The organism is Nonomuraea deserti, from assembly GCF_004348685.1.
GTDB classification, from domain to species: Bacteria; Actinomycetota; Actinomycetes; order Streptosporangiales; family Streptosporangiaceae; genus Nonomuraea; species Nonomuraea deserti.
Window position 1 is genome coordinate 87,109 of record NZ_SMKO01000011.1, and the last position, 17,606, is coordinate 104,714.

The 17,606-nt window shown below is 71.7% G+C and carries 15 protein-coding genes and 1 pseudogene; 8 read left to right on the forward strand and 8 right to left on the reverse strand.

Annotated elements, in window-relative coordinates; genetic code table 11:
• Positions 1-111: 111 nt before the first annotated feature.
• The 4 genes from E1292_RS07305 to E1292_RS07320 are packed head-to-tail and all read right to left on the reverse strand — an operon-like array spanning position 112 to position 3,678.
• Positions 112-1,305: a PrsW family intramembrane metalloprotease gene (locus E1292_RS07305; RefSeq protein ID WP_132593324.1), complete on the reverse strand. Its 1,194-nt coding sequence runs from the start codon at positions 1,303-1,305 to the stop codon at positions 112-114.
• On the reverse strand, positions 1,292-2,302 hold the full coding sequence (locus tag E1292_RS07310; protein ID WP_132593326.1) for a cation diffusion facilitator family transporter: 1,011 nt from the start codon (positions 2,300-2,302) through the stop codon (positions 1,292-1,294). The genes E1292_RS07305 and E1292_RS07310 overlap by 14 nt, the downstream gene beginning before the upstream one ends.
• Positions 2,299-2,682, reverse strand: coding sequence for an ArsR/SmtB family transcription factor (locus E1292_RS07315; RefSeq protein ID WP_132333267.1), 384 nt, complete (start codon positions 2,680-2,682; stop codon positions 2,299-2,301). The genes E1292_RS07310 and E1292_RS07315 overlap by 4 nt, the downstream gene beginning before the upstream one ends.
• Positions 2,683-2,733: 51 nt before the next feature.
• The gene (locus E1292_RS07320; protein WP_132593328.1) at positions 2,734-3,678 is read right to left on the reverse strand and encodes a heme o synthase; all 945 of its coding nucleotides are present in this window, start codon (positions 3,676-3,678) and stop codon (positions 2,734-2,736) included.
• Between the two features lie 334 nt (positions 3,679-4,012).
• On the opposite strand from E1292_RS07320, the gene tkt reads away from it, so the two are divergent.
• The 6 genes from tkt to pgl all read left to right on the forward strand — a co-directional run bounded on the left by tkt (position 4,013) and on the right by pgl (position 12,173).
• Positions 4,013-6,043, forward strand: a complete 2,031-nt coding sequence (gene tkt / locus E1292_RS07325; protein WP_246089978.1) for a transketolase — start codon at positions 4,013-4,015, stop codon at positions 6,041-6,043.
• A gap of 6 nt (positions 6,044-6,049) precedes the next feature.
• Positions 6,050-7,141 carry a transaldolase gene (tal, locus tag E1292_RS07330; protein ID WP_132593332.1) on the forward strand — a complete coding sequence of 364 codons (1,092 nt, stop codon included), beginning with the start codon at positions 6,050-6,052 and terminating at the stop codon, positions 7,139-7,141.
• Complete coding sequence (locus E1292_RS07335) at positions 7,141-8,754, forward strand: glucose-6-phosphate isomerase (protein ID WP_132593389.1); 1,614 nt, start codon at positions 7,141-7,143, stop codon at positions 8,752-8,754. Before tal ends, E1292_RS07335 begins: the two co-directional genes overlap by 1 nt.
• A 73-nt stretch (positions 8,755-8,827) precedes the next feature.
• Positions 8,828-10,357 carry a glucose-6-phosphate dehydrogenase gene (gene zwf, locus E1292_RS07340; RefSeq protein WP_132593391.1) on the forward strand — a complete coding sequence of 510 codons (1,530 nt, stop codon included), beginning with the start codon at positions 8,828-8,830 and terminating at the stop codon, positions 10,355-10,357.
• 61 nt (positions 10,358-10,418) lie between these two features.
• Entirely contained in the window at positions 10,419-11,333 is a 915-nt protein-coding gene (locus E1292_RS07345; RefSeq protein WP_132593334.1) for a glucose-6-phosphate dehydrogenase assembly protein OpcA, read from the forward strand.
• Positions 11,334-11,399: 66 nt separating this feature from the next.
• Complete coding sequence (gene pgl, locus E1292_RS07350) at positions 11,400-12,173, forward strand: 6-phosphogluconolactonase (RefSeq protein WP_132593336.1); 774 nt, start codon at positions 11,400-11,402, stop codon at positions 12,171-12,173.
• A 55-nt stretch (positions 12,174-12,228) separates the two neighbouring features.
• On the opposite strand, the gene add is transcribed toward pgl, so the two are convergent.
• Entirely contained in the window at positions 12,229-13,248 is a 1,020-nt protein-coding gene (gene add, locus E1292_RS07355) for an adenosine deaminase (RefSeq protein WP_132593338.1), read from the reverse strand.
• 99 nt (positions 13,249-13,347) lie between these two features.
• Between add and E1292_RS07360 the strand changes: the two genes are divergently transcribed.
• Positions 13,348-14,094: a class I SAM-dependent methyltransferase gene (locus E1292_RS07360; protein ID WP_220446712.1), complete on the forward strand. Its 747-nt coding sequence runs from the start codon at positions 13,348-13,350 to the stop codon at positions 14,092-14,094.
• A 2-nt stretch (positions 14,095-14,096) separates the two neighbouring features.
• Here E1292_RS07360 and E1292_RS07365 read toward each other — a convergent pair whose 3' ends face one another.
• Both E1292_RS07365 and E1292_RS07370 read right to left on the reverse strand, forming a co-directional pair.
• On the reverse strand, positions 14,097-14,963 hold the full coding sequence (locus E1292_RS07365; protein WP_132593342.1) for an oxidoreductase: 867 nt from the start codon (positions 14,961-14,963) through the stop codon (positions 14,097-14,099).
• Between the two features lie 85 nt (positions 14,964-15,048).
• Positions 15,049-15,813, reverse strand: a complete 765-nt coding sequence (locus E1292_RS07370) for a hypothetical protein (protein WP_132593344.1) — start codon at positions 15,811-15,813, stop codon at positions 15,049-15,051.
• Positions 15,814-15,887: 74 nt separating this feature from the next.
• Between E1292_RS07370 and E1292_RS07375 the strand changes: the two are divergent.
• A pseudogene (locus tag E1292_RS07375) lies at positions 15,888-16,463 on the forward strand (Clp protease N-terminal domain-containing protein); the annotation flags it as partial.
• A gap of 3 nt (positions 16,464-16,466) precedes the next feature.
• On the opposite strand, the gene E1292_RS07380 reads toward E1292_RS07375, so the two are convergent.
• Positions 16,467-17,489 carry a GNAT family N-acetyltransferase gene (locus E1292_RS07380; protein WP_132593348.1) on the reverse strand — a complete coding sequence of 341 codons (1,023 nt, stop codon included), beginning with the start codon at positions 17,487-17,489 and terminating at the stop codon, positions 16,467-16,469.
• Positions 17,490-17,606 lie beyond the last annotated feature (117 nt).

Below are 17,606 nucleotides of genomic sequence, written 5' to 3' on the forward strand. Positions count from 1 at the left end.
AGGTCCGCCCCGCTCGGAAAACCGCTCAGGCCGTACGCACCACGCGCGTCCCGCGTCAGCCGGGCAGCCTCAGGGCACCACGCCCCAGCCGGGAGCCCGGGGCGGCCCGCGTCAACCGGGAGCACCGGGGGCGTAGCCCGGCGGGGATGAGCCCCTGGCGACCGAGCCGGCGTGCATCGATCGTACGGGGAAGTCCGCCCTGGCGGTGCTCATGCACTCCAGCAGCGCCCGCTGCTCCTCGTGGAAGGTCTGCTCGTCGACCACGTGGCGGGCCGCCCGCTCGTGCAGCAGGCCCAGCTCGGTGGCGGCCAGCTGGTAGTCGCGCATCGCGCGCAACCCTCGCTTGCCGCCGTGGGCCTTGGCCCACTGCCTGGCCTGCCGCCGCCGGGTGAACGCCGACAACATGTAGATGTCGGCCTGGGTGACCAGCTTGGTCGGCTCGTAGGGCGGAAGATAGCGCTGGATGAGGGCGACGATGCGCCGCCGGTCCCTGAACACCACGCCGATGAGCACGACCAGCACGACCAGCAGCGTCAGGTAGGCCACCACGAGCCCAGGGAAGCCGCCGTAGGAGGCCAGGCCGTTCCACAGGCCGTGCAGGATCATCGCGCCCGACCAGCCGGCCAGGACGGGGAAGATCCGGTCGCCGCCGCCGCGCTGGGCCGCGTAGGCGACCGCGACGCCGATCATGGAGCTGAACAGCGGGTGCGCGAGCGGCGACAGGATGCCGCGCAGCACCACCGTGACCGCCAGCCCTTTGACGCCCGAGCCGGACAGCGCGGCGATGTAGTAGCTGACGTTCTCGCTCATGGCGAAGCCGAGGCCGACCATGCTCGCGTAGATGACGCCGTCGGTCGGCCCGTCGAGCTCGGCCCTGCGGAACCTGAGCAGGCCCAGCAGGACCAGGCCCTTCATCGTCTCCTCCACCACGGGCGCGCCGAACGTGGCCGCGATGTTGCGGGCGCTGGCCTCCGACAGGCGGGCGGTGTCGATGATGTAGTGCAGGTTGAGCGAGTTGATCACGCCGGCGACCAGCACCGCGATGCCCGCGCCCCACGCGAACGCGAAGACCAGGTTGCTGCGCGGCTCCGGCTCCATCCGGTCGAGCGCCAGCACCGCGGCCAGCAGCAGCGGCACCGGCGCCAGCGCGAGCATGAGGGCGATGAAGAACTGCACCGGCGCGCCGTTGAACACCACGTCGAACGAGAACGAGACGAGAGCACAGATGCCGGTGAGCACCAGCCCGATGATCAACGCGAACGATGGGCGGTCCTTGAACACCCAGCGTGGATCACGGGTCGCCATAGGGTGACTTTAACGGATCAGAGTGCCGGGGTCCGTGCGGGTCGGAGCAGTGCGGGTCCAGGCCCGGCATGCCGTGGTCGACCTGGAGCGTGGTGTGGCCGATCTCGAAGCGCTCGTGCAGCAGGCGGGCGAGGCGCGTGCGTACGTCGTGGCAGTCGGAGCCCTCCGCCACGATCACGTGGGCCGACAGCGTGGGGTAGCCACTCGTCACCGCCCAGACATGCAGGTCGTGCACCTCCTCGACGTCGGGGTCGGCGGCCAGCACGCCGCCGATCTCGTCGGGGTCGAGCCCGCTCGGCGCCGCCTGCAGCAGCACCCGGCCGGAGTCGCGCAGCAGCCCCCAGCCGGCCTTGAGCATGAGCGCGGCCACCGCCAGGGCGGCGATCGTGTCGGCCTGGCGAAAGCCGGTCAGCCAGACCACGACACCCGCCACCGCCGTGGCGATGAAGGCGTACATGTCGTTGAGCACGTGCTGGAAGGCGCCCTCGACGTTGAGGCTGCGCCGGTCGGCCCTGGACAGCAGCCAGACGGCCAGCGCGTTGACGCCGATGCCCGCCAGCGCGGTGAACACGACGACGGGCCCCGACACCTCGGGCGGCTCCATGAGCCTGCGCACGCCCTCGTAGACGAAGTAGGCCACGAGCAGAAGCAGCGTCACGCCGTTGACCTGCGCGGAGAGGATCTCGGCCCGCTTCCAGCCGAACGTGTAGGCGCCCCTGGCCGGCCTGGCGGCGATGCGCATCGCGAGCAGGGCCAGCGCGATGGCGCTCGCGTCGGTCAGCATGTGGGCGGCGTCGGAGATCAGCGCGATCGAGTTGGCGATCACCCCGGCGATCACCTCGACGACCATGTAGCCGACGATGAGCGCGAGCGCCCCGGCCAGATAACGCCTGTCGGCGTTCGCGCTCAGCGCGTGACCGTGCCCATGACCGTGCCCATGACCCTGCCCCCCATCGGACCCGCGACCGGCCCCCTGGCCGTGATGATCTCCGCTCATCCGGTCTCCTTCAGATGCTCCCGGCTCAGGTCGAGCAGCATGCGGACATGGGCGTCGGCCAGCCGGTAGTAGATCATCCGTCCGGCCCTGCGGCTGGCGACGATCCCCGCCGTACGCAGCAGGCGCAGCGCGTGGGAGACGGCGGTGTCGGTCACCTCGACGGCGTCGGCCAGGTCGCACACGCACAGCTCCCCCGCCTCCAGCAGGGCGTAGAGCAACCGGGCCCGTGTCGGGTCTCCGAGCAGGCGGAACAACTCGGCCAGCCGGGTGGCCTCTTCCGGCGTCACGAGCCGGTCGCGGGTGGCCGCGACCCTGGCGGCGTCCGGCTCCTGCACCGCGCAGCCGTCCAGACCCGTGATAACACCTGAAGAGCTATTCATATGTGCACTATAAGGAGCAAGGAGGGCCCGGCGCAACGGCCGGGCGGAGGGTCAGGCGAGCAGCGGGTCGATCGCGACCGCGAGGAAGAGCAGCGCCAGGTAGGCGTTGGACCAGTGGAAGAACCGCATCGGGCGCAGGGCGACACCGCTCTTGCCGGCGTTGAGCCGGGCCAGCAGGCGGTGCACCTCCCACAGGCACACGGCGCCGAGCACGGCCGCCACGACGGGGTAGAACAGCGTGGTGCCGGCCACCGGCCACAGCGCCAGCGAGCACAGCACGGTCGCCCACGTGTAGGCGATGGACTCCAGGACGACCCGCCGCTCGGTGGCCACGACCGGCAGCATCGGCACCTTGGCCGCCGCGTAGTCCTCCTTGTAGCGCATGGCCAGCGTCCAGGTGTGCGGCGGCGTCCAGAAGAACACCACCCCGAACAGCACCAGCGGCGCCCAGGCGAGCCGGTCGGTGATGCCCGCCCAGCCGATCATCACCGGCATGCAGCCCGCGATGCCGCCCCACACGATGTTCTGGGCGGTGCGCCGCTTGAGGATCATCGAGTAGACCAGCACGTAGAACAGGATCGCGCCGGTGGACAGCAGGGCGGCCAGCGCGTTGGTGGTGAGCCACAGGCCCAGGGTGGAGAGCACGCCGAGCACGATGCCGAAGACGAGCGCCGCGCGCGGCGACACCTGGTGCCTGGCCAGCGGCCTGCGGCGGGTGCGGCGCATCTTCTGGTCGATGTCACGGTCGACGTAGCAGTTGAGCGCGTTGGCGCTGCCGGCCGACAGGGTGCCGAACACCATGACGGCGACGGACGTCCACAGCGGCGGCAGCCCGCCCGCGGCGAGGAACATCACGGGCAGCGTCGTGATCAGCAGCAGCTCGATGATCCGCGGCTTGGTGAGCGCGATGTAGGCCTTGACGATCATGCCGATCGAACGCGGCTCGCCCACCTTCGGGGACGGGGCCGTCGCCTGCCTGTTGGTGAGCACCGTCAAGGCGCTTCCAGCCTGTGCGGGGTCAACGCGTAACCTCTGATTAGAGCGGATCCATGGGTGGGCGCCGTGACGCCTCTGCGAACAACCAAACTGTAGTCGCAGGGTCGGCCGGTCCGGCCAATGGGGGGCTTGCGCCCCATGTGGGACGCCGGAGTGGAACGGGAATTGATCGTCGCCTCCACTCGGTTAGGGTCCCTGTGGGCGGGATAGCCAAACCGGCGTGACCAAAGACAACTAGATTCCGGAGATCGAGCACTTGAGCACCGAACTCGTGCCAGCCCTCGAATGGACCGACCTCGACAAGAAGGCCGTCGACGTCGTTCGAGCCCTGGCGATGGACGCAGTGGAGAAGGCGGGCTCGGGTCATCCCGGCACCGCCATGAGCCTGGCCCCCGCCGCATACCTGCTTTTCCAGCGCGTGATGCGCCACGATCCGACCGATCCCGGATGGATCGGGCGCGACCGCTTCGTGCTGTCGTGCGGCCACACCAGTCTGACGCTCTACATCCAGCTCTTCCTTTCCGGCTACGGCCTGTCGCTCGACGACCTCAGGCGGCTGCGCCAATGGGACAGCCTCACGCCCGGTCACCCCGAGCACGGCCACACGGCCGGCGTCGAGACCACGACGGGTCCGCTCGGCCAGGGTCTGGGCAACGCGGTCGGCATGGCGATGGCGGCCCGCCGCGAGCGCGGCCTGTTCGACCCCGGCGCCGAGCCGGGCGTCTCGCCGTTCGACCACCACATCTGGTGCCTGGTCAGCGACGGCGACATCGAGGAGGGCATCAGCCACGAGGCCAGCTCGCTCGCCGGCCACCAGAAGCTGGGCAACCTCATCGTCATCTGGGACGACAACCAGATCTCCATCGAGGACGACACGCTCATCGCCAAGTCGGAGGACGTCGTCGCCCGCTACGACGCCTACGGCTGGCACACCCAGAGCGTCGACTGGACCGAGAACGGCGACTACGCCGAGGACGTCCAGGCGCTCTACGACGCGCTGCAGGCGGCCAGGTCCGAGACCGGCCGGCCGTCGTTCATCCGGCTGCGCACCATCATCGGCTGGCCCGCGCCCAACAAGCGGAACACCGGCAAGATCCACGGCTCGGCCCTGGGCGAGGCGGAGGTAGCCGCCACCAAGGAAGTCCTCGGCATGGACCCCGCCAAGAGCTTCGACGTGCCCGACGAGGTGCTCAAGCACGCCCGCGCGGTCGCCCAGCGCGGCCGCACCGCCCATGCCGAGTGGGAGAAGGGCTACGCGGAGTGGCGGCAGGCCAACGCCGAGCGGGCCGAGGAGCTCGACCGCATCTCCCAGCGCCAGCTGCCCAACGGCTGGGCGCGGGCGCTGCCGTCGTTCGAGGCGGGCGCCTCGATGGCCACCCGCAAGGCCTCCGGCGAGGTGCTCAACGCGCTGGCGCCGGTGCTGCCCGAGCTGTGGGGCGGCTCGGCCGACCTGGCCGAGTCGAACAACACCACCATGAAGGGCGAGCCGTCCTTCATCCCCGAGGAATACCAGACCAAGGAGTTCCCGGGTAACCGCTACGGCCGCACGCTGCACTTCGGCATCCGCGAGCACGCCATGGGCGCCATTCTCAACGGCATCGCCCTGCACGGCGGCACTCGCCCCTACGGCGGCACGTTCCTGGTCTTCTCCGACTACATGCGGCCGGCGGTGCGCCTGGCCGCCCTGATGAAGCTGCCGGTCACCTACGTCTGGACGCACGACTCCATCGGCCTGGGCGAGGACGGCCCCACGCACCAGCCGATCGAGCACCTGTGGGCGCTGCGCGCGATCCCCGGCCTCGACGTGGTCCGCCCGGCCGACGCCAACGAGACCGCGTACGCGTGGAAGGCGGTGCTCCAGCACACCGACCGGCCCGCTGCCCTGGCCCTGACCAGGCAGAACCTGCCCGTCTTCGAGGGCACCAGCGCCGAGGGCGTGGCCAAGGGCGGCTACGTCCTGCGCGAGGCCTCCGACGGCCAGCCGCGGGTCCTGCTCATCGCCACGGGCAGCGAGGTGGAGATCGCGGTGAACGCCCGCGACCTGCTGGAGGCGCAGGGCATCCCGACGCGCGTGGTGTCGATGCCGTGTGTCGAATGGTTCAACGGGCAGGACATCGCATACAAGCAGACGGTCCTGCCTGCGTCGATCCGGGCTCGGGTCGCGGTCGAGGCGGGCGTCGCCCTCGGCTGGCACCAGTTCGTCGGCGAGTGCGGCGAGGTCGTCGGCCTCGAACACTTCGGCGCGTCGGCCCCGTACAGGACCGTGTACGAGCAGTTCGGGCTGACGGCGGAACGCGTGGCCGCGGCGGCACATGCGAGCCTGGCCAAGCTCGGTCAGGAAAAGGGCGAGACGACGGGAAACTGAACGAAGATGACTGAGATCCTGAACAAGCTGTCCGGCCAGGGCGTCGCCATCTGGCTCGACGACATCAGCCGCGAGCGCCTGCGCACCGGCAACCTGGAGCAGCTGATCCGCGAGAAGAACGTCGTCGGGGTGACCTCCAACCCGACGATCTTCGCCAACGCGCTCAGCAAGGGCGACGCGTACAACGCCCAGCTGCACGACCTCGCCGTACGCGGCGTCGACGTGGGCGAGGCCGTACGCGCCATCACCTCCTACGACATCCGCTGGGCCGCGGACGTGCTGCGTCCCGTCTACGACGCCACCGGCGGCGTGGACGGCCGGGTGTCGCTCGAAGTCGACCCGCGCCTGGCCCGCGAGAGCGAGAAGACCGTGGCCGAGGCGCGGGCGTTGTGGTGGCTGGTCGACCGGCCCAACCTGTTCATCAAGATCCCGTCGACGGTGGAGGGGCTGCCCGCGATCACGCAGGCGCTGTCGGAGGGCATCAGCGTCAACGTCACGCTGATCTTCTCCCTCGAGCGTTACCGCGCGGTCATGGACGCCTGGCTGGCCGGTCTGGAGGCGGCGCAGGCCAAGGGCCTCGACCTCAGCAAGATCGATTCGGTGGCGTCGTTCTTCGTCAGCCGGGTCGACACCGAGATCGACAAGCGGCTCGACAAGCTCGGCAAGCCCGAGCTCAAGGGCAAGGCGGGCGTGGCCAACGCGCGCCTGGCGTACGCGGCGTTCGAGGACGTGATGAACTCCGAGCGCTGGCAGCGGCTGCGCGCCGCGGGCGCCCGCCCGCAGCGGCCGCTGTGGGCCTCGACCGGCGTGAAGAACCCCGAATACTCCGACACCCTCTACGTCGACCAGCTCGTCGTCCCCGGCACCGTCAACACGATGCCGGAGAAGACGCTCGACGCGACGGCCGACCACGCCAACATCTCGGGCGACACCGTGCGGCCCTTCTACGAGCAGGCCTGGAACACCATGGCCGCGCTCAAGGAGGCCGGCGTCGACTACGACGACGTGGTGAAGGTCCTGGAGGACGAGGGCGTCGACAAGTTCGAGGCATCCTGGAACGAGCTGCTCGAGAGCGTCACCAAGAACCTGGTCCCGTGATGGAGGTCTCCTGCCGCGACGAGGGGGTGGCGTCCGCCGCCGCCTCCTTCGCGGGGCGCCTCGTCGCCGGCGGCGTGCCCGCGCGGCTCGCCGCCGGCGACCCCACGTTGTGGGGTGAGGACGCCGAAGCGGGAGCGCCGGCCGGCCCCCGCCGGCCGGCGCCGTCCCGCACCTCGCGCGAGCTGCTGCCCGAGCTGGGCAGGCTCGCCGAGCGAGCGCGCGCGCAGGGACTGACGAACGTGGTGCTGGCGGGGGCGGGCGGCTCGCCCGCCGCCGCCGAGGTGATCTGCGACACCGACGACGTGCCGCTCACGGTGCTCGACACGACCGATCCCGGGCAGGTGCTGCGCGCGCTCGCCGAGCCTCCGGACGCCACGATCGTGGTCGTGGCCGACGCGGACGGCTCGGCCCTGGAGACCGGCTGCCTGCTGCGGATCTACGAGCGATACTTCACCGACGCGGGCATCGCGCCGGCCGAGCGCATCGTGGTCGTCACCGCGCCGGGCTCGCCGCTGGAGCGGCGCGCGCGTGAGAGCGGCCACCAGGTGGTGCCGGCCGCCCCCGGCGCGGGCGGCCGTGCTCCGGCGCTGTCGGCGTACACGCTGGTGGCCTGCGCGCTGGCGGGCGCCCGCGTGGAGCGGCTGCTCGACGACGCCGAGCAGGCCCTCCCGCTGCTGTCCCTCGACACCGGCAACCCCGGGCTCGACCTGGGGGCGGCGCTCGGCGGCGCGGCGCTGGGCGGGCGCGACAAGCTGCTGCTCGAAGACCAGCTCTCGGCCATCGCCGGGCTGCCCGGCTGGATCGAGGAGCTGGTCGCGGGGGCCACCGGCAAGCGGGGCAGGGGCATCCTCCCCGTCGTCGGCGCCGATCCCGGCCGCGGCGGCGACGAACTGGTCGTCGCCATCGAGTCCGACGTCGGCGACGTACGCGTCGACGGACCCCTCGGCGCGCAGTTCCCGGTGTGGGAGTACGCCGCCGCCGTCGCCGGGCTGGCGCTGGACGTCGACCCGTTCGACCGGCCCGACGAGGCCGGCGCGCGCGACAACACCGTCGCGCTGCTGGCCCTGCCCGACCTGCCGACCGGCGCTCCCGCGTTCACCGACGGCCCCGTCGAGGTGTACGGCGGGGTCACGGCCAAGGACCTGCCCGGGCTGTTCGCGGAGCTGCTGCGCACCGTTCCGGCCGGCGGATACCTGTCGATCATGGCCTATCTCGACCGGCTGGCCGCGTTCGACGCTCCGGTGCCCGACGGGGCCGACTTCGAGCAGATGACCGACGCCTGGATGATGGCCGACGCGGCGACGCTGCGGGCGCTGCTCGCGTTGCGTACCGACCGGCCGGTGACCTTCGGCTGGGGCCCGCGCTGTCTGCACTCGACCGGCCAGTATCACAAGGGCGGCCCCCAGAACGGCGTGTTCCTGCTGATCACGGGGGCGGTGGCCGAGGACGTCGCGGTCCCCGGGCGGCCGTACACCCTGGGCCGGCTCCAGCTGGCGCAGGCTCTCGGCGATCTCGGCGCCGTGGAGACCCGCGGGCGTCCCGCCGTACGCCTGCATCTGACCGACCGCGCGGCGGGAGTCGCGCACCTGCTCGCAGCCGCACAGGAGGCTTGAGATGACAGACCCGGCAGCACCCGCGGAGGAGGCCGCCACGGTGGCAACCTCGGCCGCGGGCACCTCCACCACCATGGAAGTCCTGGCGGCCAACCCGCTGCGCGACCCGCGTGACAAGCGGCTGCCGCGGGTGGCAGGACCGTGCGTGATGGTGTTGTTCGGCGTGACAGGCGACCTGGCCAAGCGCAAGCTGCTGCCGGCGATCTACGACCTGGGGAACCGAGGGCTGCTGCCGCCCGGCTTCTCGCTGGTCGGGTTCGCCAGGCGCGACTGGAAGGACCAGGACTTCGCCCAGCTGACGCACGACGCCGTCAAGGCACACGCCAGGACGCCCTTCCGCGAGGAGGTCTGGAAGCAGCTCCGTGAGGGCATCCACTTCGTGCCCGGCGAGTTCAACGACGACGGGGCGTTCGACGCGCTGGCCATGGCCTTGAACGAGATCGACGAGACACGGGGCACCGGGGGAAACTACGCGTTCTACCTGTCGGTGCCGCCGAAGTTCTTTCCCGTGGTGGTCGAGCAGCTCAAGCGGACGGGGCTGTCCGACGCGCCCGAGGGCTCGTGGCGGCGGGTGGTTATCGAGAAGCCGTTCGGTCACGACCTGCGCTCGGCGCACGAGCTGAACGAGATCACCACCTCCGCGTTCCCGGAGAGCTCGATCTTCCGGATCGACCACTACCTGGGCAAGGAGACCGTCCAGAACATCATGGCGCTGCGGTTCGCCAACAACCTCTACGAGCCCATCTGGAACCGCAGCTTCGTCGACCACGTGCAGATCACGATGGCCGAGGACATCGGCATCGGAGGGCGGGCCGGCTACTACGACGGCATCGGCGCCGCCCGCGACGTGATCCAGAACCACCTGCTCCAGCTGCTCGCGCTGGTCGCGATGGAGGACCCGACCTCGTTCGACGCCTCCGCGCTGCGCCGGGAGAAGGAGAAGGTGCTCAAGGCCGTGCGGCTGCCCGCCGATCTCGGGCTCAACACCGCGCGCGGACAATACCTGGCGGGCTGGCAGGGCGGCGAGAAGGTCGTCGGCTACCTCCAGGAGGACGGCATCTCGTCAGCGTCCACCACGGAGACGTACGCCGCCATCAAGCTGGAGATCGCCAACCGGCGGTGGGCGGGCGTGCCGTTCTACCTGCGCACCGGCAAGCGCCTGGGCCGCCGGGTGACGGAGGTCGCCGTGGTGTTCCAGCGGGCGCCGCACCTGCCCTTCAGCGCCGACGACACCGAGATCCTCGGCCACAACGCGCTCGTCATCAGGGTCCAGCCGGACGAGGGCATCACCGTCAGGTTCGGCAGCAAGGTGCCGGGCACGGCCATGGAGGTGCGCGACGTCTCCATGGACTTCGCCTACGGCGAGTCGTTCCTCGAGTCGTCCCCGGAGGCGTACGAACGGCTGCTGCTCGACGTCATGATCGGCGATCCGCCGCTCTTCCCGCACCAGCGGGAGGTCGAGCTGTCGTGGAAGATCCTCGACCCGATCGAGGAGTTCTGGGCCACGCAGGGCCAGCCGGAAGGCTACGAGTCGGGTTCGTGGGGGCCGGAGTCGGCCGACGCGATGATGGCCCGCGACGGCCGCGTCTGGAGGAGGCTCTAGTGAGCGAACGAACCATCCGACCCGGCACGGCTGTCGCCGCGAGTTCGACGGAGGAGCGCCCGTGACGACCTTCATGTTGTCCGACACGACGGCGGGCAGGATCTCGGCGCAGTTCATGCACCTGCGCCACCAGATGGGCGCGCCCGCCATCGGCATGGTGCTGACGCTCGTGGTCGTCTGCGAGGAGCGCCACCAGTACGACGCCCTGCGCGCCGCCACCGAGGCGGCCCGCGAGCACCCCTCCCGCATCATCGTCGTGATCAAGCGGGAGGACGACGAGCCGATCAGGCTCGACGCGGAGCTGCGCATCGGCGAGTCCACGCCCGGCGAGGTCGTGGTGCTGCGCCTGTACGGCGAGCTCGTCGACCACGCCGACTCCGTGGTCAGCCCGCTGCTGCTGCCCGACACCCCGGTCGTGGTGTGGTGGCCGGGCGCGGCTCCCGAGGTGCCGTCGAAGGACTCCATCGGAGCTCTGGCGCAGCGGCGCATCACCGACGCCAAGGGCCTGGACGAGGGCGGCATCCAGTCGCTGGTGACCAGGGCCAAGGGGTACGCCCGCGGCGACACCGACCTGTCGTGGGCCAGGCTGACGCCGTGGCGCAGCCTGCTGGCCGCCGCGTTCGACCAGCCGGTGGGCCAGGTGCGCGAGGGGGTCGTGGAGAGCTCGAAGGGTCACCCGAGCGCGCCGCTGCTGGCCTCCTGGCTGTCGGAGCGCCTCGGCGCGCCGATCGAGGTCGCCGACTCGGCGGGCCCCGGCCTGACGTCCGTGCGGCTGAGCCTGGACGGCGGCGAGCTGTCGATCTGCCGGACCGACGCCCGCCTGGCCACGCTGTCGCGGCCTGGGCAGCCCGACAGGAACGTGGCGCTGGCCCGGCGCCACACCTCCGAGCTGCTGGCCGAGGAGCTGCGCCGGCTCGACAGCGACGAGGTCTACGAGGCAGCGGTCAAGCACTTCGCCCGCACGTACAAGGGATGACTCTCCCTCCCCGGGCGGCCCGGCCGTCCGGGGCCTCCTGCTGATCCTGGTGAGAAAGTAGTGCTCGTGAGCGTGCCCAATGTTGTCGTACACCGCAACGCCGACGTCCTGGCCAAGGCGGTGGCGGCGCGGATCATCACCCGGCTGGTCGACGTGCAGTCGGCCAAGGGGGCCGCGTCCATCGTGCTGACCGGCGGTACGGTCGGCATCGCCACGCTCGCCGCCATCGCCGCGACGCCAGCCCGCGACGCCGTCGACTGGCGGCGCCTGGACGTCTGGTGGGGCGACGAGCGGTTCGTGCCCTCGGGTGACAAGGAACGCAACGAGACCGGCGCCCGCGAGGCGCTGCTCGACCACGTCGACGTCGACCCCGAGCGGGTGCACGTCATGCGCGGCCCCGACTCGGGCATGACGGCCGAGGAGTCCGCCGAGTCCTACGCCGCCGAGCTGCGCAAGGCCGCCAGGCCGGAGGATCACGGCCCGGTGCCGAGCTTCGACGTGATGCTGCTCGGCATGGGCCCCGACTCCCACGTGGCCTCCCTGTTCCCCGGCATGCCGGCGCTCTACGACACGCGCCCGGTTGTGGCCGTGCACGGCTCGCCGAAACCGCCCCCCACACGCATCTCCCTGACGCTGCCCGCCATCCAGGCCGCGCGCGAGGTGTGGGTGGTGGCCGCCGGGGAGGAGAAGTCGGGCGCGGTACGCCTGGCCCTGTCCGACTCGGGGCCCGTGCAGGTGCCGGCGGCGGGCGCCAGGGGCCGGGGGCGGACCCTGTTCCTCCTGGACCGCGCGGCGGCCGGCAAGATCCCGCCGGGGCTCGGCCGCATGGCCTCGCCGTAGACCTGCCGTTCCGCGGGCGACCCTCGCCGTGGGGTCGGGCGGTCGCCTCGTCCTGTCAGCCGGCCGCGACGAGCGCGTCGATCTCCGCCACCAGGGCCTGCTTGCGCTCCTCGGCCAGGTAGGAGGCCCGGACGCCGTTGCGGGCGAGGGAGGCCAGTTCCCGCTGGCCGAGCCCGAAGACGTTCGCGGCGAGCCGGTACTCCCCGGCCAGCGTGGTGGCGAACATGGGCGGGTCGTCGCTGTTGAGCGTGACGTACAGGCCTTCCTCCAGCATCCGTGGCAGCGGGTGTTCCTCGATGCGGGCGACCTGGCCGGTGCGGAGGTTGGAGGTGGGGCAGACGTCCAAGGGGAGCTGCGTCTCGCGCAGGTGGGCGACCAGGCGGTCGTCGGCCAGGCAGTTGATGCCGTGGCCGATGCGCTCGGCGCCGTAGCCCTCGATGACCTCCCAGATCGTCTCGGGCCCGCTCATCTCGCCACCGTGCGGGACGCTGTGCAGGCCCGCCGCGCGCGCCGCCGAGAAGGCCGAACGGTAGGCGTCGCGGTATTTCGGGCGCCTCTGCTCGATCCCGCCGATGCCGAAACCTACCAGCGCGGCGGGAGGTTCTTGCAGGGCGTGCTCGACCGTGATCCTGGCGCCCTCCTCGCCGCACTCGCCGGGAATGTCGAAGATGTAGGCCATCTCCACGCCGTGCTCGGCCAGCGACCGGCGGGCCGCCAGGTCCAGGGCCTCGGTCACTTCGCGCATGGGCATGCCGACGACGTGGTGGGCGTAGGGCGTGACCTGGAGCTCGACGTAGCGGGCACCCTGGGGGGCGAGGTCGCGGGCCAGGCCGAGCACGAGCGTGGCCACGTCCTCCGGCTCGCGGACGAGCGCGTTGACGGCGGCGTACACCTGGGCGAAGTGGGGGAAGTCGCGGAAGGCGTAGAAGCGGCGCAGCTCCTCCTCCGTCACGGGGACCTCGCTGCCGGGGTGGCGGCGTGAGAGCTCCAGCACGGTCGCGACGGAGGCCGAGCCAACCAGGTGCACGTGGAGTTCGACCTTGGGTAGGGCGTCGATGAAGGCGTCGATGGTCATGACGACGACGATATGACCGGCTTCACAGGGCAAAACAGGCTTTGGCACGAAATTTCACATCAAGATGTTAGTTTCTGCGACAGGGCTAGGCTGAGAGGCGTGACCAACGCCGAAGCGTACGATCGCGGCTTCGCCCGTCTCAGCGCGCACACCGTCGCGCCCCTGCTCGCTCCGGCCCGCGAGACCCGGGCGCCGCGGCTGCTGGACGTCGGCTGCGGCACCGGTGTGGTGACGGCGGCGGCGCTCGCGCTGGGCGCCGAGGTCACCGCCGTCGACCCCGATCCCGGCATGCTGGAGCTGGTCGCCCGCCGCCACCCGCACGCGGCGGTACGGGCGGCCGCGCTGCCCGACCTGCCGTTCGAGGACGAAGCATTCGACGCCGTAGCGGGAAATTTCGTCATCAATCATGTGCCCGACACCGCCAAGGCACTCGCCGAGCTGCACCGCGTGCTGCGCCCGGGCGGCACGCTCGCCCTGACCTGGTGGAAGTCCGGCGAGATGACCGCCACGAGCGTCTTCGCCGACGCCATCGCCGCCGCCGGCATCCCGTACGACCCCCCGCCGCGCCCCTTCACGGCCCACGACACGCCGCCGCGCTTCACCGCGCTGCTGCGGGCGGCGGGCTTCCAGGGAGTGGCCGTCGACACCGTGCGGTGGCGGCACCGCGTCGACCCCGGCTCGTGGTGGGACGACATCGTCCAGGCGGGCGGCCCGCGCTTCGCGGTGATCTCCCGGCAGCCGCCGGAGACCGTCGAGCGCGTCAAGGCCCACTACGCCCGCCTCGCGGCCCCGTACGCGCTGGAGGGGTTTCCCGTCGGCGCCCACCTGGCCCGAGCCGCGCGCTGACGTCAGCTGAGGGCGAGCTCCTCGAAACGCACGCCCGTCAGCTCCGCGGAGACCTCCCAGAGCCGCCGGGCGAGCTCCTCCGACCTGGCCGCTGCGGAGGGCGTGAGCCGCTTGAGGGTGGGGCCGATGTACTCGCCGCCGCGGACGTCCGGCGAGGTGGCGGCGTAGAGCGAGGACACGGCGCCGCGCTCGGGCCGCTTCATGAGCAGGTTCGCGACGGGCTTGACCAGCCCTGTGCCGAAGATGCCCGTGGCGGTCATGCCCGGATGGGTGGCGACGCTGATCAGCCTCGCGCCGGCCCGCTCAGCGCGTCGCTGCAGTTCAAGGGCGAAGAGCATGTTGGCCAGCTTGGAGCGGGCGTAGGCCTTCATCCTGCCGTAACCGCGCCTCATGCCCAGGTCGTCGAAGTCGATGCTGCCCGCGGAGTGCGCGTCGCTGGCGACGGTCACCACGCGGGCGGCGGGGGCGGCGAGCAGGAGCGGCAACAACAGCCCGGTGAGCGCGAAGTGACCCAGGTGGTTGGTGCCGAACTGCTCCTCGAACCCGTCCCTGGTCTCCCGCCTGGGGATCATGCCGACGCCCGCGTTGTTGACCAGCAGGTCGAGCCGCTCGACCCCGGCGGCGAACTCCCTGACCGAGGCCAGGTCGGCCAGGTCGAGCCGCCCGTACCCGACCTGCGCGCCGGGCGCGGCCCGCCGGATCTCCGCGACGGCCGCGGCTCCCTTGGCCGGGTCACGCGCCGCCACGATCACGTGGGCGCCGTGCCTGGCCAGCTCGAGAGCGGTGGGCTTGCCGATGCCGGTGTTGGCACCGGTCACGATGGCCGTCGTGCCCGCGAGGCCGGGCATCGAGGCGGAAGTCCAGCTCATCGCCACTCCTGGGTGTACGCAGCCGTTTCCCTCACGTTACAAGCCCGGCTCGGGACGCCTGCCGGCGCACGTGCCGCTCCCGTGGTCAGTGCTCCAGTCGCCCGCGCGCGTGCCGTTCCTCGCGCCGCGCCACCTCGAGCCGCTGCCGGCTGTCGGCCAGCCTTCTGCGTGCCTTGGCCAGCTTGCGCTCCAGCGACGCGACCTTGTCCGCGCGCTCGTCGTGCTCCTTCGTGGCCGCATCGAGCGCCTCGCGCCACTCGCGGTGCGCGGCCTCGGCCTCCTGGCGTTCCCTGGCCTTCCTGGCCTCGGCCTCCTCGCGCTCCCTCGCGCGGGCGGCCTCGTCGTCGGGTGACGGCTTCCTGCGGCCCGCCGGCCGCTCGTGCGGGACCGGAGCGGGGGCGAAGCCGCTGTAGCTGAGCGGCTTCGCCAAAGTGCCGCGCCGCACCTGCCCGGCCGCGTCGGCGTCGACCATGGCGGCGTCCAGGGTCTGATCCACCTCGACGGACGCCGCGGCCGACAGGTCCCCTGCCTGCCTGGCGAGCCTGCCCACCGTACGCGTCACCTCGCCGCGACGCCGGGTGAGCTCGGCCAGCGCGGCGGCGTCCTGCTCCTCCCAGGCCGCCCGCAGCCGCTCCCCCACCTCCAGCAGCTCGCCCAGCTCGCCGGGGTGCTCGCGGGCGACCCGGTTCACCGCCCAGGCGGACACGGTCGGCTTGCGCAGCTTCGCGATCTCGCGCGACAGCCGTACGTCACCCGCGTCCTTGGCCGCGCTTGCCTCGGCCGCGCGGGCGGCGGTGAACTCGGACGGCGGCAGGGCGTAGAGCCGGCCGGCCACCTCGTCAAGATCCACACAGGACAAATACCCCACATCCGCGGGTTTCTAGCGCATAGTGGAAACAGCCCCGAGTCGAACGGAGACATCCGGTGTTCGAGCGCTTCACCGACCGTGCGCGCAGGGTCGTCGTCCTCGCCCAGGAGGAGGCGCGGAGGCTGGACCACGACCACATCGGCACCGAGCACATCCTGCTCGGCCTCATCCACGAGGGCGAGGGGCTGGCCGCCCTGGTGCTCGACGGCTGCGGGGTGGAGCTGGGCCCCGTACGCGCCTTCGTCGAGCGCGAGGAGGGCCGCGGCGTGAAGTCGCCGGGCGGGCACATCCCGTTCACGCCGCGCGCCAAGAAGGTGCTGGAGCTGTCGCTGCGCGAGGCGCTGCAACTGCGCCACAACTACATCGGCACCGAGCACATCCTGCTCGGGCTGGTCAGGGAGGGCGCGGGGCTGGCCGCCCAGGCGCTCGTGGACGCCGGCGCGGACCTGGCCGACGTACGCCAGCGCCTGCTGGACCGGGTGGGCCGCGGCTCCAGGGACCACCCCGGCGAGATGTTCCACTCCGGCGGCGCCGCCCTCAACGAACGGCTCACGCAGATCCAGGAGAGCCTGGAGCGCATCGAACGCCACCTGGGCATCCAACCGCCGGCCGGAAAGCCGCAGGACGAAGAGGGCCTAGGCTGAGGCCATCGCGCCCACGGGCAGGCGGGCCGCCACGACCCCAGGGTCCTCGGTGTAGCCGAGCGTGGCGCCCAGAGAGATCAGGAGCCTGCGCATCCTGGCGTTGTCCGACAGCAGGGTGGCCCTGACCTCGGCGTATCCGAGATCGCGGGCCGCGTGCACCAGCAGCCTGGCCATCACGGCGCCCAGACCGCGCCCCTGCCAGCGGTCTTCGACCAGGATGGCCATCTCGGCGCTGCCGGGATCGGAGGTGAACATGAGGTTCGCCAGCCCGACGACCTGCCCGTCATGCCCGGCGACCAGCGAATGCCCCCGGTTCCTGTCGCACATCCGGTCGAAAACGCGCTCGGGCAGCACCGGCAGCGCGGTGAAGTAGCGGAACCTGCGCGACTCCGGCGAGCACCTGTCGTGCAGGTCGCGTACGGCCTCGCGGTAGATCGAGGTGAGCGGGCGGACCGTGACCTCCACCCCGTCGGCGAGCTTGATGCCGCGTTCGGCGCCCTCCCGCTCGGTCGCCGGCTGGGCGAGCCGGGCGAAGGCGGCCGCCCTGGCCGCCTCGGTCGAGGTGAAGGGCAGCTCGCCGCGGCGCAGGCGGACCGCGCGCCGGGCGGCCACGGGCACGACGAGCAGGGTGGGGTCGGGAAGATCAGGCACGGATTCACCATAGATCCACCGGGCATCGTCCGCGCGCAGCAGCTCGGCCAGCAGCTCCGGCAGCCGCCACGGCATCGAGCGTAGCCGGGAGGCCAGCAGCAGGGCCCTGGTGGGCTCGTCGGTGAGCTCATGGGCCGTGGCGGGGACCACCTGGACCCGGCGGCCACCGGCCGCCTCCAGAGCCTGACGCACGGTCTCGGGGTGGGCGGGGATGTCGGCGACGAACTCGTCGACGGTGCCGTCGGTGTCGGGCTGGACGCTCAGCCCGAGAATGTTGCCGCCCCTGTCGGCCAGGGCCGCCGCCAGTGACGCCAGCCGTCCGGGTCGCTCGTCCACCGTGGTCCGGATGCGCAAGAATCCCATGGCACGAGCATGCCTGGTGGCTGTTACACCACCGCTAACGAAGTGTTTCATCGGGATATGTGCCGGTTTATCACCGTATCTGGCGATGCATCCGCCCACCGGCCCTCATCGTGGCAC